We start from the raw sequence: 18,397 nt of genomic DNA on the forward strand, positions 1-18,397 counted from the left end.
ATCGACTCAAACATCCATTATTTCATTTTCATGAATAGGTCTCGTTCACTATATAAGTCAGAAATCACCTTTGCAATTGCGTGGTTTTCATGGTGAAAAGTAACTTCTGATGCCACCTCTTTTAAGTCAGGATGAGCATTTTCTACAGCAATTCCTTTATCCGCTGTTTTTACCATCGTATAATCATTGAGATTATCTCCAATACAAATCGTTTCAATCGATGGACGGTTCAATAGTTTCTTTAGTTCCATAACAGCTTTACCTTTCGAAACGCCATTCGGTAAAATTTCTAGATAATTGCTCTCAGAATAAACGAGTGAAAATGCAAACGGACTTTCTTTGACAAATTTTTCATATTGTTCGAGCTTTGACCTTTCTGCAATGATTAAGGTTTTGTTTATGGGTGCGTTATAAACATCATTTCGTACCTTCACATGGACAGAATCCTTCTTTTCATAACCTTCTGTTACCGAATTTTTTTCATGTGTGTAAATGTCGCCATTTTGATAAAATAGCAAACTCACTTGATCATCTGAGAGTTCTATTAATTTTTTATAAAAACTTATACTCAACTCATAGTCTCTCTCAAAGAGAACCCTTTTTGTTAAAGGACAGTAAATCTTTGCACCATTATATAAAATTAAAGGAATATCTACCTTCACTTGCTCAACAAAGGCTTTAACCGCACGCTCCATTCGACCAGTAGCAAAGGTAAACAAACCTCCTTCTTCCTTAAAACGTTGAATAGCCTTTTCATTCTCCGGACTTATAAGTTGGTTGAGGTCTAAAAGAGTTCCATCTAAGTCTGTAATGATTAATTTATTATTCAATACCCCACCTCCTTAATCATTAACATTAATACTTTCTACTAGGTTTTTATGAATATGACCATTACTTGCAACTAGCCCTCTTGTTGTGAGGTTATACGTTTCTCCAGTTATAGCTGTTGCCGTTCCTCCAGCTTCATTTACAAGTAAGTAACCTGCTGCTACATCCCAAACATTTAAGCCTTGCTCCCAAAATCCTTCCATTCTGCCTGCTGCTACATATGCTAAATGTAACGCCGCTGAACCAAAGGTGCGAATATTACCGCAAACAGGACCTAATGTATTAATGGTATTAATAACTTTTGCTCGGTCACCTTTAACGTCAGATGGATAGCCTGTGGCAAGAACGCACCCTTCCAAATCATCATTTTCAGAAACAGTTAATCTATTATTATTTAAGAATGCACCTTTCCCTTTTTCTGCCCAAAACATTTCATCTAGATTAGGATCGTATATAACGCCAAGTATGACTTGTTTTTTATAGCTTAAAGCAAGCGATATTGTATAACCAGGTAAACCATGAACAAAGTTTGTCGTTCCATCAATTGGGTCTATAATCCAGATATAATCATCACTTTCAGCAACGGCATTTACGTCCTCCCCTCCAGCAACTCCTTCTTCCCCAATAATTTTGTGCTCAGGGTAATACTCATGGATTCTATTTCGAATAAAACTCTCTGATTTTTGATCAACTTCTGTTACTAAATCAGCTTTGGAAGACTTTTCTTCAACTTTAAAATCACCGTCTACATAATCTTTAATGAGTCCCCCAGCTTCTCTTGCCATCCGTAAAGCTAAATTAATATACCCCATGTGCTTCACTTCCTTAATTAATATTCGGGATCAAATGAAAGTACCTTGGCACAACGATCTTTAATGTTTAATCTAACAGTATCACCTGGATTATAAATGCCATTAATAATATGGTTGTAATCCTCAACAATAATTGATTGATTTCCAATTGTTACTTCGTATTCAACAAATGAACCAAAGTAGGTTGTTCGTAATACATTCCCTTCATATTTTCCATCATTTGAAATAATCCAAAATTCAGGTCTGACTACACAATGAACTTTGTTCCCCACTTCCTCATTATTATCATTTTCCACTTCGATTGAATACCCATCAAAAGCGAATGTAACATTTAGCGGATCGACCTTTTCAAGGGTCCCTTCTAAGAAGTTTGCTTTCCCCATAAAGTTAGCAACAAATTGATTATTAGGCTTTGTATAAATTTCAATTGGAGATCCTACCTGTTCGATTTTGCCGTCATTCATAATGACCACTTTATCGGAAATAGCCATCGCTTCCGTTTGATCGTGTGTAACATACAAACTTGTTATATTAAGGCGTTGTTGCAATTTTCTTAGCTCTTCACGCATGTAAACTCTTAATTTCGCATCTAAATTTGATAACGGCTCATCAAATAATAAAACTTTAGGCTCTGTAACTACAGCACGAGCTAAAGCAACCCTTTGCTGCTGACCACCAGATAATTGTGATGGCGAGCGATCTCTAAACTGTTGTAAATGCATGAGATCTAAAACTTTCTCTACTCTTTCTTTCACTTCTTTTTTAGCAACACCTTTAATCTTCAATCCATAAGCTACATTTTCATAGATCGTTAAATGAGGGAATAATGCGTAACTTTGAAATACCATCCCAACATCTCTTTTATTGGCTGGAATATCTGTGACGTCTTCATTCCCGATAAATATTTTCCCATCATTAGGGTGCTCAAATCCCGCAAGCATTCTTAATGTCGTCGTTTTTCCACAACCTGAAGGGCCAAGTAATGTTACTAACTCTCCTGAGTTGATATTTAAATCAATATGATCTACTGCATAATGCTCTTTTGAACCAGAATGTGCTGGGAACACTTTTAATAATTGACTTAACTTCACTGGTGATGTAGTCGTATTTAATGTCGTCGTCATATTTATTTCCTCCCTGTTGGGCCTAGTCTATTTACCAATAACTGCAAAACTCCGATCGCAATTAATATAATCGTAATTAAGATCATGACGTAAGCGGCAGCAGCCCCCATTCGACTTGATTCAATTTGTGAAAGAATCGAAACAGTCATCAAATTCCAGTTTACTGACACGAGGAAAATTACTGCACTAATTTGTGTCATAGATTTTACGAAGGAATAAACTAATCCTGAAAATAATGCAGACCGCATTAGAGGTAAGGATATTTTCCTGAATGTTGTAAAGCTATTCGCTCCAAGGTTTGTTGATGCCTCTTCAATCGATTTATCCACTTGTCTAAGACTATTTGTGCCAGCCTCGATCCCAACCGTAATATTTCTTACAACGTATGCCAAAATCAAAATTGTTGCTGTTCCTGTTAAAAGAAGTGGTTGTTGGTTGAAAGCAAGGATGTAACCGATACCGATTACTGTCCCTGGTACAGCAAAAGATAACATGGTAGAAACCTCAAGTGCTTTCTTCCCTATAAATTCTTTCCTAATAATAAGGTAAGCTATCAACATCCCTAATAAAGCTGTGATTGGAGTAGAAATAATTGCTAGTGTCAGGGAACTTTTAATGGAATCAAAGCCTAGTGTAAATACATATATAAAGTTATCGAGCGTAAAGGTATGATCAACTCCCCACACTTTTACAAAAGAACCAAATGCGACTGCACCATAAAATAATAGGATTGCTAGAGTAATAGTAATACACAATCCGTACAATGGGTACACAATATACTTCTCATGAATTTTAATAGAAGGTTGACTAGGTTTACCAGTTACCGTTACATACGATTTTTTACTAATCCAATATTTTTGGACCAAAAAGGCAGTTAAAGATGGAAGAAGTAATGCCATAGCCAAAAAAGCACCTGTCCCTATGTTATACATTCCAGTAATTTGTAAATATGCTTGGACAGCTAATGTATTATAATCCCCAGCTATAACCATTGGGTTCCCAAAGTCCTCTATAGACTTGATAAAAACGAGTAGCAGTGCACTAAAAACACCTGGTAACGCTAAAGGAAAAGTAATGGTTTTAAATACTTTCCAACGTGAAGCACCCATATTTAATGCTGCATCTTCCAATGCTGGGTCGATAGATTCTAAAACACCTTTTAAGCTTAAATATGCAATTGGAAAGAAAGCCAATGTTTGAATAAAAACAAGACTTCCTAGTCCATAAACATTAGAATCTACGATTCCAAACATACCATTAGAAATTGCACCATTTCTTCCAAATAGTAAGATCATTGAAAGTGCAATAACGAACGGGGGTGAAATGATTGGAAGAAGTGCAATAAGGTGAAAAAACTTCTTTCCTTTCATCTCTGTTCTTGTTATCGCAAAGGCAAAAATAAATCCGATCAGTGTACCAAAAAATGCCGATAATAAACCTAATCGCACGCTATTCCATAGTGTTTGTAAAAAGAAATTATTAGTTAACATTTCAATGAAATGAGAAATACTAAAACCTTCTTCTCCGGCTATTGCAACCCTAAATACTTGGTACAAAGGATATACCGCAAAAATAAAGAAGAAGATAAATACTAGACCAAGAACTAGTAACAATAATGGCTGTTTCATTAACCTTTTCAACTGCATTTTTTGAATTTCTAATCCTTTTCTTGTATTTGTAGATAGTTGCAAATTAACACCTTCTCTCTTCTTAAAATGGAAGAAGGCAAAAGCCCTCTCCCGGCAAATATAGAAATTGGACCTTTACTGTGCTGCTTCTTCGCCTCTTATTTCATTATCAAAACGATTAATTAACTCGTCACGATGTTCCCCTGCCCAAACGGCATCATAATCAATAATATCAAGGTCTGTTAAAGGTGTTGCACCATCAGGAACATTTGCTTCAGGGTTTACAGGTAATCTGTAATGTCCGGAAGTTTCAAATAAATCTTGAGCTTCTTTACTAATTGCCCAGTCAATAAACTTTTGAGCATTCTCTACTTCATCTTCGGGTCCATTATTAATTAGTGCTACAGCACCAACTTCATATCCTGTTCCATCTTCTGGGAAGGATAGAGTGATAGGATACCCTTCTTGCATTGGAGAAAGGATATCATGAGCAAATGCAATACCGACTCCAACTTCTCCTAAACCAGCGTTATTTGCTGGTGCAGAACCTGATTGTGTATATTGCCTAATATTTTCATCTAGCTGATGTAAGTACTCAAATGCTTCTTCTTCACCCTTCATTTGTACGAGTGTTGCAAGAACAGAATACGCAGTTCCAGATGATGCAGGGTGAGCAATACTTACATTGTCAGCGAATTCAGGCTTTAACAAATCATCCCAGCTAGTCGGAGGGGTCAAACCATTCCGTTCTAACCAGTCTGAGTTTGATGCAAATCCAAGAGCCCCCACATAAACCGGAGACCAATTCCAATCATCATCAATAAAATCTTCAGGCATCAACTCTGCACCTTCAGGCTTATAACTTTCTAATAGACCTGATTGAGCAGCTGCTATAAATGTATCTGAAGGACCACCATACCAAATGGATGCTTGTGGATTGTTTTCTTCTGCTTGAACACGTGCTAAAATTTGCCCTGCTGATAATCGAACAAAGTTAACATTAATTCCTGTTTCATCTTCAAAATCCTGAAGGTAGTAAAGCGCTTCTTGTTCCGGAAATGCAGAATAAACTGTTAAATTATTAGACTGTTCAAATTCTCCGTCCCCACTTGCATCAGAGTCTGAATTACAACCCACTAAACCGAGACTGACCATCACTGCAGAAATTAGAAAAAAATAATTCTTTACCATGGTTACCTCCTAATATTTAGCCACATCAGGTAAAGCGCTTACCCTAAATTTATACGCAATCACGTTATTTCACCTAAACCCTTATATGTCCCCAATACTTATACATACTATACTTTGCAAACATAACAGTTATCAGCAAATGAATTTTACAAAATATGATATCGCTTACATCACTTTGATCATTGAACATGATTTAAATCTTTCGTATTAAACAAACACCTCCTATCTCCACACATAAGAGAAAAGTTTTATTCTGAAAAACTACATTAAAATTGTAAATGTATGGTTAAGCGCTTTCTTGATTTATAAGAAAAGATACCACACAATTTTCTAAAAATAAAGACTTTTTTAAAAATAACAAACCCAAAAGAATTATTTATAATTGTAATCATGTATGGATATTTTCGACATTTTTCGGGAAGTGCCTGGCACCTTGGAGCGTTCGACAAACTTCGGGAAGTGCCTGGCACTTAGGGGGAATATTCTATAACCAGCAGGTACACTGCTAGGTAGCATATTGTGCATAAAAATAATAAACATAGTAAACTCATAATTATTCATTCCTATGACTCTTTTATTAACGGGAGTATCATATCATTTTTAATGAAACTGTTCGATCAACCCTTTTTAAATGAAGATAATACTTTTATACAATTCCAAAATAAGAAGAGTGCTATAACAGGATGTAAAGCGCCTAATATACCGATTCGGGCTGAAATAGCCGCTGTAAAGAACAACCCGATGACCATTCCTAGCAACCCGACACTTCGCCAAATCATTTTCTTAGGTAATTGAGCAAAGAATGCCAGTAAAGCCATTACGATTGGAAGAAAAAAGAGTCCCCTTGCAAAGCTGATATGGTAGCCCCAGTTTACAGGGTTATCGAATGTAGCGAGACCTGCAATCAAAACTTGTACAGTAATCCCAATCGTGAAAATCCAAGCGATTACACTGAAACTAATCCTGGAAAATTGAATCGTTTTTGGAGCATTCATTCGTTTAATTCCTCCTTACCAGAACCTACAAAATCTTCAAACATGATCAATTTAGAAACATCCGAGTGATCCGTTTGTTTCAAGGAGCATAGTTGGGGAGGTTTTGGAACACGTAAACGAGTATGATCATGAAAAAAACTTGTCACTACTGTCCCTATTGGGTTGTCGTTCTCATGAATGACCGTCCAAAACCGCCGCTCCCTTTCTTCCCACGGACCCCAATGCTCTTCGGACTGCGAAAAATCTCCAGGTAATATCGGCTTAGGAATGAAGCCCGTTTCTCGACATTCGACTGCTAGCGGACGAAATAATTTGGACATGAATAATCCGTAAGCTTTATCTCCTCCATTGGCATAGACTCTTTCAAGGTCCTGCAAATCCCGTTCCCAAACCTTCACCCAATGTTGGTCGATATATTTTTGCAGGTAATCTGTAAATACCTCGATGGTTCTCCCATTACGAGAAATCTCATCAGCTAAAGATATCTTCATCCGTATACCCTCCTCGCTTTTTAAACACGATCATGGTCAGCTTGCCAATTTTTGATAGCACGTTTAATATCATCTGGCAACATCCTTTCTTGAACGGCTTTCTCACAAAGTATTGAAAATTCATCGTCTGATGCGAACCGTAATGCAATGATTTGCCTTATAGATAAGCGTGAATCGAGCAGTTTTCCAGTAAGGACGTAATGACGTAAATTTTCCTCAGCTCGTATTGCTCGATCTTGGACTTTACAGACGAACGATCTCAGGAAAAAAACAGTAAAAGTTACAATCAACGCAAGTGTAACAATTAACAACGGGGCAAAAACCCCCTCTCCCCTTAATATCGAAAATACAGTATAAGTAATAGCAGCAATGATTGTCACAAAACAAAGTGGAACGAGAAAAAAATGAAATCCTGGTACCGATCTAGCGTGATTTTTGTACGATTGAGTACTCAAACCAATCCCCTCCATAAAATAAATTTTATGTGAGTGAGTACACACTCACTAAAGCACAAAAAATTTTTCCTAGCATTAGAACGAAAATGGGGCGGTTGATCTTTCAATATTGAATCCCTCCCTTCATTTTATTTTTCCCCACTTCACATTCACTCTGGCAGACTTTATTATTTGTTCGTTTCTAACCCTTGAAATAATGTATTTAACATATCTTGAACAATTTTGTTTTTTACTTGCCCTAAATCTTCTCTGCCTAAAAATCTCATTTGAAAGGCATGTTGAAAGCAACTTCCTAAAATCATATCCGCTGCAGCTCTTGAATCAATCCCTTTGTCGATCCTGCCAAGTTGCTGTTCTTCATAAAGATAGGATTCTACCGCTTTATTCGCCCTGTGTGGTCCTTCATTTCGTTCTATAAACCCTTCCCTATGACGCGTTAATAATGTCGGCTCTGAAAAAATCGATGCCATAAGTGGCATGGAGTTGTAGTAGTCTTCAAGTGCAGTGATAGCTAGTTCTTCTAAATTTCCCATAACTGTTCCAGTTCCTTTTCGCTCTGGCAGCGCAGTTAACACACTCATTAAATTGCTTAGCTGTCCTCTTAAAATATGGAGAAATATCTCCTCTTTGCTTGTAAAATTATTATAAAGAGACCCTTCAGAACATTTTGCTTCGCGAGCAATTTCTTTTGTTGTCGTTCGTGCAAGCCCTTTTGTTTGAATAACTTGTTCAGCTGCTTGTATAATTCGTTCGCGCAATTCCACTATGATTCCCTGCCTCTCAATCTGAATGATTAATTGGATTGTATATAACCACATTATGAGTGAGTACACACTCACCTGTCAAGTAGTCAGAAGAATTAATTTTCCTGACTAATAAAGAAGTAAGCCTGTCGACAAAATTCACCAATTCTCGGGAAGTGACTGGCACTTAGCGGATGTATAAATTAAATGAGATGTTGATGCGTTCCCATACGGCATTTATGAGAATAGCTTGTGGCTCCAATCCTTCCGGAACGATAAACTCATTATTTCGAATGACGTCGGTTTCAACCCTGTCATTTAACATATATGATACTTCGAGAGTATAGTCACCACTTGGTACACGTTCAAAGTCGATTAAAATCTTATCCCCTTCCTCGCCCTCCCAAACGTCATACGTGTCGTCTCCTAACATCCCTTTTGGAAGAATATAAGGATCCCTTGCATTATTCTCATTTATCCCTCCAGATGAATAGCTAGTTGCAAGATCCACTATATCCACTTCATCTTGGTTAAGTAGGACAATTGGAGATAGGAAACCTTCACTGTCTAACCGTTTTTTTTCATGCTCAATTTGGTAGTCATTTGTCCAAGTTGAAAACATCGTTATGCAAAGTATGATAAATGGCATAAGCATTAATTGCACCTTATACTTTTTTAAGGAAGCATTTCTCCATTCATCAAAAAGAAAAAAGAACGCTGCAATCATGATCGTTAGACTCGTAAGGAATTCATCTATCTCCCTAAACAATAATGTTGCAAAAAGATACGCACTTAAAATATGTATTGAAAAGTTTACAAACACTCTCACAAAGCCATGCAGCTTCTTAGTAATCACACCAGCTATGAATGTGACTGGAAAACCAATCACTAAAATAAGCGGTACACCGTAAAGGATGAACCAAAAAAAATACGTAAAATATTCATGGATAGGCAACCCATCCCTTATCTGACTGCTTCTGAACAGTGACGTGAAAGTCGGCCATAAAAACAAAATCACAATATAAGCGATTAAACTTTTCCCGGTTACGATTAATTTATGTGTAAGCATAGAAAACCCTTCTTATCTAGTAAACTCATTTCGTTATGACGATGCGATTAATGGAAAACTAATTGATCATAAAATAATCTTCTATCATTGATCCCCCAATATGATAGCATCTTCGACATTATTCGGGAAGTACCTGACACCTTGCTTAAGTTCGACAAAATTCGGGAGGTGCCTGGCACTTGGCAAAAGCACTTATAATTTTCCAATTGTGACATACTTATATTGTTGATGGGGTGCTCAGGTGCTCTAAAAACCTATATAAAGGGGCGAGGTATAGCTTGAAGAAAAGGATATCGGCATTGACGTGCACTTTTGTTCTGTTGTTAGCCTTCATATTCCAGCCAATTGGACTTGGCAATACTGATTTCGAAGAAGTAATCGGTGATCCACTCCAGCCTGGCACATTCAGTATCGGCACACTTCCTGCTGAACCAGATCCTGAGAAGCCAGTCATTGTATTTGTCCAAGGCTTAACAAACAACTCAACGACTTGGTATGAAGACAATGACATGTATAGCTTAGCTCTTGAAGATGGCTACGAAACAGCTTTTGTTGAGCTGTACGATTCAGGCGGAGAACCTAAAAGTTATTGGGACAATGGGGAAATGCTCGCTCAGCAGCTTGAAGACATTTCCAACTATTTTCTCGGAAAAACCCTTGCGGTCGTCGGTTATAGTAAAGGCGGTATCGATGCTCAAGTCGCACTTATTCATGAAGGAAAACATCACCTCGTCTCTGATGTCGTGACGATCGGTTCCCCCCATCACGGAAGCGAATTAGCAGACTTAGCAAATAGTTTTTGGGCTGGATGGCTAGCTAACTTAATAGGCGCAAATAGTGAAGGAACGCAAAGTTTGCAAACCGGAGTCATGAACAATTTTAGAGCAGAAACGGACTTCCTCTCAGAAACAGAACTTAATAACTATTATACGATCGCTGGAGAAAATACAGGTTCGTGGTTCAGCTCATATTGGTGGGGCTCTCAATTCATATCCGGTCCGAGTGATGGCGTCGTTTCAGTTGAAAGTGCCCACCTTCCATACGGAGACATGCTTGCGATTGGTGATTGGAACCACGGAAACGTTCATTATGGCTCCAATGCCCTTCCAATTTTTAAAGATCATTTAACAACAGAGGCACAAACGTCCGCGAATTCATTCGACCATCCTTTTTTTGAAGCTGACGACGAAGAACTTGATCTGTTTATTCGTGGCGGTGAACATATTGGAACTACGGAAGAAACATTTTTTGTGGAAAATAATGTGGAAGCACTTACGATCAATTGGATGAGTTCAACAAAGTTAGACGCTATTGAACTCGTTGAACCCGGAAAAAATAATGAAACGACTTATGACATCGTTCAATTAGAAGATCAAGAATTCTTTAACGGTGCTTGGCACCATATGATTGAAATAGACAGCCCGCAAACCGGTGAATGGGTCATCCGCTCACATACCGAGGAGGATTCTGCTTACCTATTACTAGTGAATTATGATTCCTCTCTGAATCACGATTTAACGATAGAGAATCATACAAAAGGCTGGAGAGTGGATACAGGTTTCAAACAAAGGTCCAATACCATTGACATATCTTATCGAGTCGACTTCGCACCAGGAAAAATTGGTGAGAATAAGCGGATAACCCCACAGCAAAGCAGCCATGAAACTGACGACGAATTCGTTACTATTACAGACCAAGGAGAAGGAACGTATAATGTCACGATTGATATAGAAGGCACCACTCCATCCGGTGATAAATTCCAACGAACATCCGTCCAGACTATTTATCTTGACGAAAACGGAAACGCATATTAAGTCACACACGATGGCGAATGGCCCTCCCATTCGCCATCTCTTATTGTTTCATTCGGTTACGCTGGATCGAAAATCCATATACAATAAAAGCTGATAATACGATGAGCCAAAGGACATCTCTATATGTATCAAATGATATAGGTTGAATAAAACGATGGATTACCTCTAAGCTCCCCCACCCATAAGCAAAAACCGCGAATGAATGTTTATGCGACTGAAGCAAAATCTTTTGACCACGTTCATCTTTTGATTCTTCACTTTTTGTAAATTTCATCGTTTTATATAAATAATAGGAAAATGGCATTAAAAGGAAAATCCCAATTATCATCATAACTTGCTACTCCCCCTTTACATAAGTAAAAATATCAGATATATCTTTTTCAAACACTCTCGAAATCTCAAAAGCTAATACGAGCGATGGACTGTACCGATTATTTTCTAAAGAAATTATCGTCTGCCTGCTAACACCAACCTTTGAAGCTAACTCCTTCTGCGACCACCTTCTCTCTGCACGCAATAAAAAAATATTGTTTTCTAACCGTCCTTTGTACTTTTCAGACATTCTCACTCTCTCCCTGGAAAGTAATATTTTTTTTACATTATGTCATATTTTTTTAACATGTACAATCAAAAAATATAATTTTTTCTAAAAGCCGTCATACGCGATTAAAGCGTGATTACTTGTATTTCATTTTATTATCATTTACAATCAATTATAGACTCAAGTAGTCTTTAATTGAAGAATAAAGGAATGGGCAATTATGAAGTATTCAAAAGCGACAAATTATGCTTTACACACAATGGTCTATTTAACGTTATCACCTAAAGGAAAAGCGATTGGAGTCGAACAATTAGCAAAAATCCAAGACCTTTCCCCAACGTACCTTTCCAAGATTTTAACGAAGCTTGTAAAGGCTGGACTCATCGAATCAAATCCAGGTGTAAATGGCGGGTATAGTATCGTCAAACACTCTCGTGATATTTCTTTTTTAGATGTGATTCATGCTATTGAAGGAAAAACGACGTTATTCAATTGTTCATTGGAGCATGATGACGTTCAAAATGGAGACTGTTTAATTGAAAACGTGATGATTGAAGCAGAAGCAAGAATGAAAGATGAGCTAAACAATACATTTATTTTTGATATTGCCAAACAAATCGAAGCGAAAAAACAAAAAAATAATTAGCCATCATTATTCCTATATTTTTTTATATCAATTAAAGATAATAAGAGTCTATAATATATTTGATTTAACAGGAGGACAACAAATGTTATTAGATTGTGCAATTATTGGCGGAGGACCTTCAGGCTTAAATGCATCCCTTGTACTTGCAAGAGCACAAAAGAATGTCGTTCTATTTGATGACGATAAACCTAGAAATGCTGTCACTCAACAATCACACGGTTTTATTACGAGAGATGGGATCAAACCTTCAGAATTTAAAAAGATGGCTAAAAAAGATTTGATGAAGTATCCAAATTTGACGATCCAAAACGAACGAGTGATTCATATAAAGAAAGAAAATCAAACGTTTATGATCGATACAAATGATGGACATTCTTATCGTTCAAGGAAAATTATTTTATCTACGGGGCTTAAAGATGTCTTGCCGAATATAGAAGGGATTCATGATTTTTATGGCACGAGCTTGTTTAATTGTCCTTTTTGTGATGGCTGGGAATTAAAAGACCGTCCACTAGTTCTCATTTCAGAGGATGAGCGAGCTGTTCATATGGCAAAATTGATTGTTAATTGGAGTAAAGATCTTGTCGTCTGTACGAATGGGAAAAACATTTTTTCTAATGAACAGAAAGAATTAATCACAAAGAAAAAGATTAACGTCATTGAAAAAGAAATCATAGCATTAAAAGGGGAAAATGGTCATTTAGAAACTATTCAGTTTAAAGGTGGCGAGGAAATTCGTCGAGACGGAGGGTTTGTTACGACTGGGATTGCACAAGCATCTTCATTAGCTGAAAATTTAGGATGTAACGTGAATAAGATGGGTGGTATTGAAACCGATCCATTTTGCCGAACAAATATTGACGGGGTCTATGTAAGTGGGGATGCTTCCATCATTGCGCCTGCTCAATTAGTGATTGCCGCTAGTGAAGGAAGTAAAGTTGCCATTAGCGTCGTCCATGACTTAGTGAATGAAGATTTTTAATTTGGACGTCATTTTGCCTGATATTTTTTCACTTAATATAGACTTTAAAGATCTTTAATAACTTCTATTTAACTACACGTTTAATTAAAGGAGAATGAATCATATGAAAACGAACCATTTTGCCAAAAAAGTTGAATACCTTGAAAGCCCTGAGAAAAGAGGAGGTATTTTGCCAGAAAAGTTACTAAATATGCTCCCTATTAAAAAAACGGGGCACTTTTTAGATGTAGGTGCGGGTACTGGGTATTATACAATTCCAGCTGCTAAATTCGTAGAGGGTGATGTGTTTGCATTAGATATAGATCCTAAAATGCTGAAGATTGTCAACTCCAAAGCGGAACAAGAAATTTTGACAAATATCAAAACGTTGAAAGGGAGTCTTGATAATATTCCATTACCTGATCATTCGATTGACTTTATATTCGCTTCCCTCGTTTTGCATGAGGTGAAACAACTATCTCATTCGTTACAGCAAATGAAACAAGTGCTTAAACCTGACGGGTATCTCGCATGTATCGAACTTGAAAAGAAAAACACCTCTAGCGACAAACACCCGAGAATTTCTTCTGCCATGATGGAACAAGAAATAACGAATGCTGGCCTAAAAGTAACAGAGAAAATAAATCTACCGAATGATTTATATACGATCATCGCAACAAAATAACCTCTCCTATTCGACATATTTCGGGAAGTGACTGGCACTTGGCCAAATATGATATGATTACAGATATGAGGATTATATTATGATTGAGGGAGAGCAGAATGACAGAGAAAACGAGCAGAAGTAATAGTTTGGACAAGGCATTATTTATTTTAAGTTGTTTTACGACTAATTCGTACAGCTTAACACTTGAGATGATTTCCGATAAAACGAGCATTCCGAGATCAACTGTCTTTCGTATGCTTACTTCACTAGCAGACTATGGATATATTAGAAAGACTAATATTTCGGGTAAAACGTGGTATTCATTAGGGTATGCATTTTTAGAAAAAGGACAACTAGTGAAAAGGCACTTTCACATTCGAGATATTGCAAAAGATGAAATGATTACACTTCGAAATGAAATGAATATGAACGTACAACTAGCCGTAAAAGATGGAACAGACGCAATCTACATCGAGCAATATGAATCTTGGCGTCCTTTTCGATTATATCCATCTATAGGAAGAAAGGCTCCGTTGTATGCTGCAGCATGTCCGAGAGTACTCCTCGCATTTACAGAGGAGTACGAACAAGAAGAACTAATAAAGATGTTCAATTTTCAACCATTCACGAAAAATACAGTTCAAGATCGTAACGTTTTAATAAAAGAATTAACGAAAATAAAAAAACAAGGTTATGCGATCAGCTGGGGAGAATTGTATGAGGGGACCCTAGCGATAGCTGTCCCTATCTTCTCCCCTTCTCAAAATCAGGTTATAGCCTCAATAAGTATCGTAGGTTTAGAGCATGATTTTGATGAAAAAAATGATTTTTACATTAACAAATTAAAAACAGCAGCTAACACCATTACATCGAAAATATAGAGGCCAGATGGAATTAATCAAAATTGATTAATTTCATTTTTTTTATCATAAAAAGAAGGAATGTTCAAAATATTGTCGAAATTTTATATAATGGGATAGATATTTCATTATATGAAATATAAATTCCGACACTTTAAAATAGAGGAGGTTATAACATGGCTGAGTCAAGTCGATTAAAACGAGGGTTAGGGTTTGTCGATCTCTGGAGTATTGGAGTTGGAGCCTTAATTGGCGGAGGAATCTTCACAGTTATCGGACCGGCTGTTGCTGAAGCTGGAGCTGGGTTGTTTATCGCATTTATTATTGCTGGAGTCGTTGCGATCTTATCGTCTATGAGTTACGCAGAATTAGCATCTATCTGGCCATATCAAGGAGCCTCCTATGCTTATTCGAAATATGCTTTTGCACCTATATCTAAAAATTTAGGCAAGTTAATTGCTTTATGGTGTTCTGGACTCTATTTTTTATCGTTTGCTTTTGCTGCGGGGGCAGTAAATTTAGGCTTTGCAGGATACTTTAATTTTATCTTTCCTGACTTGCCACCAGCGATTGTCGCTCCTATAATTTCACTATTAATTACTGGTCTATTACTTGTCGGGATTAAGACAACTGGAAAAATAAATACGTTTTTCTCGATCATCCAAGTCGTCGCACTATTTGCAATCGCAATCATTGCTTTATTCTCAAACCCAACAGGTCCATTCGAATATAGTGAACTTCTTCCGAACGGGTGGACAGGTGTATTCGCTGCAACTGCCCTTATTGCTTTTGGTCAAATGCAAGTAGAAGCAGTTCTAACTTTAGGAGAAGAAGCGAAAAAACCAAAAAGAAACCTCCCTTTAGCACAAGTATCAGCATTAGTGACCGTCGTTATTTTATATGTCATTACCGGATACGGAGTTGTTTCTACAGCTAGCCCTGCTGAATTAGCAGCTTCAAGCGCACCATTGTCATTAGCTGTCGAAACTGTACTCCCAGGAGTAGGAGCTGTATTAATCGCAATAGCTGCGTTAACAGCTACAGGAACATCTACCATTGGTTGTTTATTAGGGTCTTCACGAATGCTTTTTGCTGCTGCAAGAGAAAAAGCAGTTCCATCTGTTTTTGCGAAAGTGAATAAACAAACTGGTGTCCCGACAAATGCGATTATTTTTACAGGAATCATCGCACTAAGCGCAACGTTTACAAGTGCGTTTGGCTACGCAGATGCAATTGGATTTTTAGTTAGTGCTGCAGTCTTTGCAAATTGGCTGATGATGGCGATTATGAATATTGCTCTGATCGTTGTCAGGGTGACACGACCAGAATTGCGTCCACAATTCCGATTTCCATTAAACATTAAAAATATTCCCGTTTTAGCAATCGTGGCGACAATTGCATGTCTGTGGATTCTGACGAATATCGCAACCTTGCCTCTCATTATCGGTATTTCATGGATCGTTCTAATCACCGCATGGTATTTCATTTATTCAAAGAACCGCTGGGATTATTTAGATGAAGAAAAAATGCTCGAACTGACAGAAGACAAACGTGCATAAAACACAAACAGGAGTGATAAACATGAAAAATGTATGGTTACAAGAAAACAAGTGGGAAGATGTAGAACATTATTTATCAACTAAAAAAACGATTCTTGTACCATTTGGTAGTGTTGAGCAGCATGCTCAACACTTACCGATGGGGACAGATGCTTTTGTTGCGCAAAAGGTCGCAGAAGAAGCAGGAAAACGGACGAACACGTTAGTTGCCCCGCTCACTTGGTACGGATGGGCTCCGCATCACATGGCTTATCCCGGAACTGTTACATTAAGACCCGAAACATTAACAGCGGTTGTCGAGGATGTTTGCCAAAGCCTTATTTACCACGGCTTTGAAAAAATCATTTTAGTGAATGGCCATCGTGAAGCGAATCTGCCGCCAATAAAAGTAGCCATTACTCGATTAAGAAATAAAACGGGAGCATTTTTAGCCATCGCTGATCCCTTTTACTTAAATTCTGAAAAAGGTAAAGAACTAAGGAAATCAGAACCAGGAGGATTAGGGCATGCTGAGGAATTAGAAACTTCTCACATGTATTATTTACACCCAGATTTATGTAACCCTGATCGAGCAGGTAAGAATATTCCTGAAAAACATCGTTTCTTGCAGCATGATCCGTATGTTGAAGGAGATCGCGTATTTAGTCCAAGTGATGTAAACACATATCGAGAAGTAACAGAACAAACCGGTCTAGTCGGAGATGCAACACCAGCTAGTGAAGAAACCGGTCAAAAATATCATGAAGCTTTAGTGGCCAACTTAAAAGAGCTGATCAAATACTGCGATGAGGACGTCACCATAACGTTAAGAAATCAGTCGATTCCTCTTTAAATTTTAAGAAAAGCGCAAGGCGCCCGCCTATCGGCGACACTCTTTACCTGCGACGAGTAACCGCAGGAGCAACGAGCGATTCTTCATTGATTTCTCTACGAGCTGCTTCGACGCATTCTCTTCTTCGATTGATCTTGCAGAGGAAGAAGCACGGGGTCTGCGACGAGTAATCGCAGGAGCAACGAGCGATTCTTCGCTGATTTCTCTACGAGCTGCTTCGACGCATTCTCTTCTTCGATTGATCTTGCAGAGAAAGAAGCACGGGGTCTGCGACGAGTAATCGCAGGAGCAACAAGCGATTCTTCGTTGATTTCTCTACGAGCTGCTTCGACGCATTCTCTTCTTCGATTGATCTTGCAGAGAAAGAAGCACATAGTCTGCAACGAGTAATCGCAGGAGCAAATCTTTTCGTGCGACGAGTAACCGCAGGAGCAACGAGCGATTCTTCATTGATTTCTCTACGAGCTGCTTCGACGCATTCTCTTCTTCGATTGATCTTGCAGAGGAAGAAGCACGGGGTCTGCGACGAGTAACCGCAGGAGCACTGTTTTTCTGCGACGAGTAATCGCAGGAGCAACAAGCGATTCTTCATTGATTTCTCTACGAGCTGCTTCGACGCATTCTCTTCTTCGATTAATCTTGCAGAGGAAGAAGCACGGGGTCTGCGACGAGTAACCGCAGGAGCAAATCTTTTCGTGCGACGAGTAATCGCAGGAGCAACGAGCGACTCTTCGCTGGTTTCTCTACGAGCTGCTTCGACGCATTCTCTTCTTCGATTGATCTTGCAGAGAAAGAAGCACATAGTCTGCAACGAGTAACCGCAGGAGCAACGAGCGACTCTTCGCTGATTTCTCTACGAGCTGCTTCGACGCATTCTCTTCTTCGATTGATCTTGCAGAGGAAGAAGCACGGGGTCTGCGACGAGTAATCGCAGGAGCAAATCTTTTCGTGCGACGAGTAACCGCAGGAGCAACGAGCGATTCTTCGCTGATTTCTCTACGAGCTGCTTCGACGCATTCTCTTCTTCGATTGATCTTGCAGAGAAAGAAGCACGGGGTCTGCGACGAGTAATCGCAGGAGCAACGAGCGATTCTTCGCTGATTTCTCTACGAGCTGCTTCGACGCATTCTCTTCTTCGATTGATCTTGCAGAGAAAGAAGCACGGGGTCTGCGACGAGTAA

At 38.3% G+C, this 18,397-nt stretch carries 20 protein-coding genes; 7 read left to right on the forward strand and 13 right to left on the reverse strand.

Translation table 11 applies throughout. The annotated features are described in order from the left end of the window. Nucleotides 1–17 precede the first annotated feature (17 nt). The 10 genes from CD001_RS00160 to CD001_RS00205 all read right to left on the reverse strand — a co-directional run bounded on the left by CD001_RS00160 (nucleotide 18) and on the right by CD001_RS00205 (nucleotide 9,336). Nucleotides 18–830, reverse strand: a complete 813-nt coding sequence (locus CD001_RS00160) for an HAD family hydrolase (RefSeq protein ID WP_096185598.1) — start codon at nucleotides 828–830, stop codon at nucleotides 18–20. Nucleotides 831–842: 12 nt separating this feature from the next. Then, a complete protein-coding gene (locus CD001_RS00165) occupies nucleotides 843–1,640 on the reverse strand; it encodes an inositol monophosphatase family protein (RefSeq protein WP_096185599.1) in 798 nt (265 codons plus the stop codon). A gap of 17 nt (nucleotides 1,641–1,657) precedes the next feature. Beyond that, nucleotides 1,658–2,764, reverse strand: coding sequence for an ABC transporter ATP-binding protein (locus tag CD001_RS00170; RefSeq protein ID WP_096185601.1), 1,107 nt, complete (start codon nucleotides 2,762–2,764; stop codon nucleotides 1,658–1,660). A gap of 2 nt (nucleotides 2,765–2,766) precedes the next feature. After that, nucleotides 2,767–4,455, reverse strand: a complete 1,689-nt coding sequence (locus CD001_RS00175; protein ID WP_257009668.1) for an ABC transporter permease — start codon at nucleotides 4,453–4,455, stop codon at nucleotides 2,767–2,769. 72 nt (nucleotides 4,456–4,527) lie between these two features. Then, nucleotides 4,528–5,583 carry an ABC transporter substrate-binding protein gene (locus tag CD001_RS00180; RefSeq protein ID WP_096185602.1) on the reverse strand — a complete coding sequence of 352 codons (1,056 nt, stop codon included), beginning with the start codon at nucleotides 5,581–5,583 and terminating at the stop codon, nucleotides 4,528–4,530. Between the two features lie 617 nt (nucleotides 5,584–6,200). Continuing rightward, the gene (locus CD001_RS00185; protein WP_096185604.1) at nucleotides 6,201–6,578 is read right to left on the reverse strand and encodes a DUF6220 domain-containing protein; all 378 of its coding nucleotides are present in this window, start codon (nucleotides 6,576–6,578) and stop codon (nucleotides 6,201–6,203) included. Then, nucleotides 6,575–7,069 carry a DUF6022 family protein gene (locus tag CD001_RS00190; protein WP_096185605.1) on the reverse strand — a complete coding sequence of 165 codons (495 nt, stop codon included), beginning with the start codon at nucleotides 7,067–7,069 and terminating at the stop codon, nucleotides 6,575–6,577. The genes CD001_RS00185 and CD001_RS00190 overlap by 4 nt, the downstream gene beginning before the upstream one ends. A 20-nt stretch (nucleotides 7,070–7,089) precedes the next feature. Further along, nucleotides 7,090–7,524: a DUF6526 family protein gene (locus tag CD001_RS00195; RefSeq protein WP_096185607.1), complete on the reverse strand. Its 435-nt coding sequence runs from the start codon at nucleotides 7,522–7,524 to the stop codon at nucleotides 7,090–7,092. Between the two features lie 167 nt (nucleotides 7,525–7,691). Further along, nucleotides 7,692–8,288 carry a TetR/AcrR family transcriptional regulator gene (locus CD001_RS00200; protein ID WP_096190432.1) on the reverse strand — a complete coding sequence of 199 codons (597 nt, stop codon included), beginning with the start codon at nucleotides 8,286–8,288 and terminating at the stop codon, nucleotides 7,692–7,694. Nucleotides 8,289–8,454: 166 nt separating this feature from the next. Then, nucleotides 8,455–9,336, reverse strand: a complete 882-nt coding sequence (locus CD001_RS00205) for a hypothetical protein (protein WP_096185609.1) — start codon at nucleotides 9,334–9,336, stop codon at nucleotides 8,455–8,457. 278 nt (nucleotides 9,337–9,614) lie between these two features. Here CD001_RS00205 and CD001_RS00210 point away from each other — a divergent pair, with 278 nt between their 5' ends. After that, complete coding sequence (locus tag CD001_RS00210) at nucleotides 9,615–11,150, forward strand: esterase/lipase family protein (RefSeq protein WP_096185611.1); 1,536 nt, start codon at nucleotides 9,615–9,617, stop codon at nucleotides 11,148–11,150. 40 nt (nucleotides 11,151–11,190) lie between these two features. On the opposite strand, the gene CD001_RS00215 is transcribed toward CD001_RS00210, so the two are convergent. Then, on the reverse strand, nucleotides 11,191–11,481 hold the full coding sequence (locus tag CD001_RS00215; RefSeq protein WP_096185613.1) for a hypothetical protein: 291 nt from the start codon (nucleotides 11,479–11,481) through the stop codon (nucleotides 11,191–11,193). A 6-nt stretch (nucleotides 11,482–11,487) separates the two neighbouring features. Next, nucleotides 11,488–11,712: a helix-turn-helix transcriptional regulator gene (locus CD001_RS00220; protein WP_096185614.1), complete on the reverse strand. Its 225-nt coding sequence runs from the start codon at nucleotides 11,710–11,712 to the stop codon at nucleotides 11,488–11,490. Nucleotides 11,713–11,911: 199 nt separating this feature from the next. Between CD001_RS00220 and CD001_RS00225 the strand changes: the two genes are divergently transcribed. The 6 genes from CD001_RS00225 to CD001_RS00250 all read left to right on the forward strand — a co-directional run bounded on the left by CD001_RS00225 (nucleotide 11,912) and on the right by CD001_RS00250 (nucleotide 17,216). Further along, complete coding sequence (locus CD001_RS00225) at nucleotides 11,912–12,337, forward strand: Rrf2 family transcriptional regulator (RefSeq protein ID WP_096185615.1); 426 nt, start codon at nucleotides 11,912–11,914, stop codon at nucleotides 12,335–12,337. A gap of 82 nt (nucleotides 12,338–12,419) precedes the next feature. Then, nucleotides 12,420–13,319, forward strand: a complete 900-nt coding sequence (locus CD001_RS00230; RefSeq protein WP_096185617.1) for an NAD(P)/FAD-dependent oxidoreductase — start codon at nucleotides 12,420–12,422, stop codon at nucleotides 13,317–13,319. Between the two features lie 103 nt (nucleotides 13,320–13,422). Further along, nucleotides 13,423–13,983: a class I SAM-dependent methyltransferase gene (locus CD001_RS00235; RefSeq protein WP_257009669.1), complete on the forward strand. Its 561-nt coding sequence runs from the start codon at nucleotides 13,423–13,425 to the stop codon at nucleotides 13,981–13,983. A gap of 98 nt (nucleotides 13,984–14,081) precedes the next feature. Then, on the forward strand, nucleotides 14,082–14,846 hold the full coding sequence (locus CD001_RS00240; RefSeq protein WP_096185621.1) for an IclR family transcriptional regulator: 765 nt from the start codon (nucleotides 14,082–14,084) through the stop codon (nucleotides 14,844–14,846). 155 nt (nucleotides 14,847–15,001) lie between these two features. Continuing rightward, nucleotides 15,002–16,384: an APC family permease gene (locus CD001_RS00245; RefSeq protein ID WP_096185623.1), complete on the forward strand. Its 1,383-nt coding sequence runs from the start codon at nucleotides 15,002–15,004 to the stop codon at nucleotides 16,382–16,384. A 22-nt stretch (nucleotides 16,385–16,406) separates the two neighbouring features. Beyond that, nucleotides 16,407–17,216, forward strand: coding sequence for a creatininase family protein (locus CD001_RS00250; protein ID WP_096185624.1), 810 nt, complete (start codon nucleotides 16,407–16,409; stop codon nucleotides 17,214–17,216). A 205-nt stretch (nucleotides 17,217–17,421) separates the two neighbouring features. On the opposite strand, the gene CD001_RS25830 is transcribed toward CD001_RS00250, so the two are convergent. Next, the gene (locus CD001_RS25830; protein WP_142303520.1) at nucleotides 17,422–18,027 is read right to left on the reverse strand and encodes a hypothetical protein; all 606 of its coding nucleotides are present in this window, start codon (nucleotides 18,025–18,027) and stop codon (nucleotides 17,422–17,424) included. Nucleotides 18,028–18,397: the final 370 nt, after the last annotated feature.

Source organism: Evansella halocellulosilytica, from assembly GCF_002335745.1.
Lineage (GTDB): Bacteria > Bacillota > Bacilli > Bacillales > Salisediminibacteriaceae > Bacillus_CA > Bacillus_CA halocellulosilytica.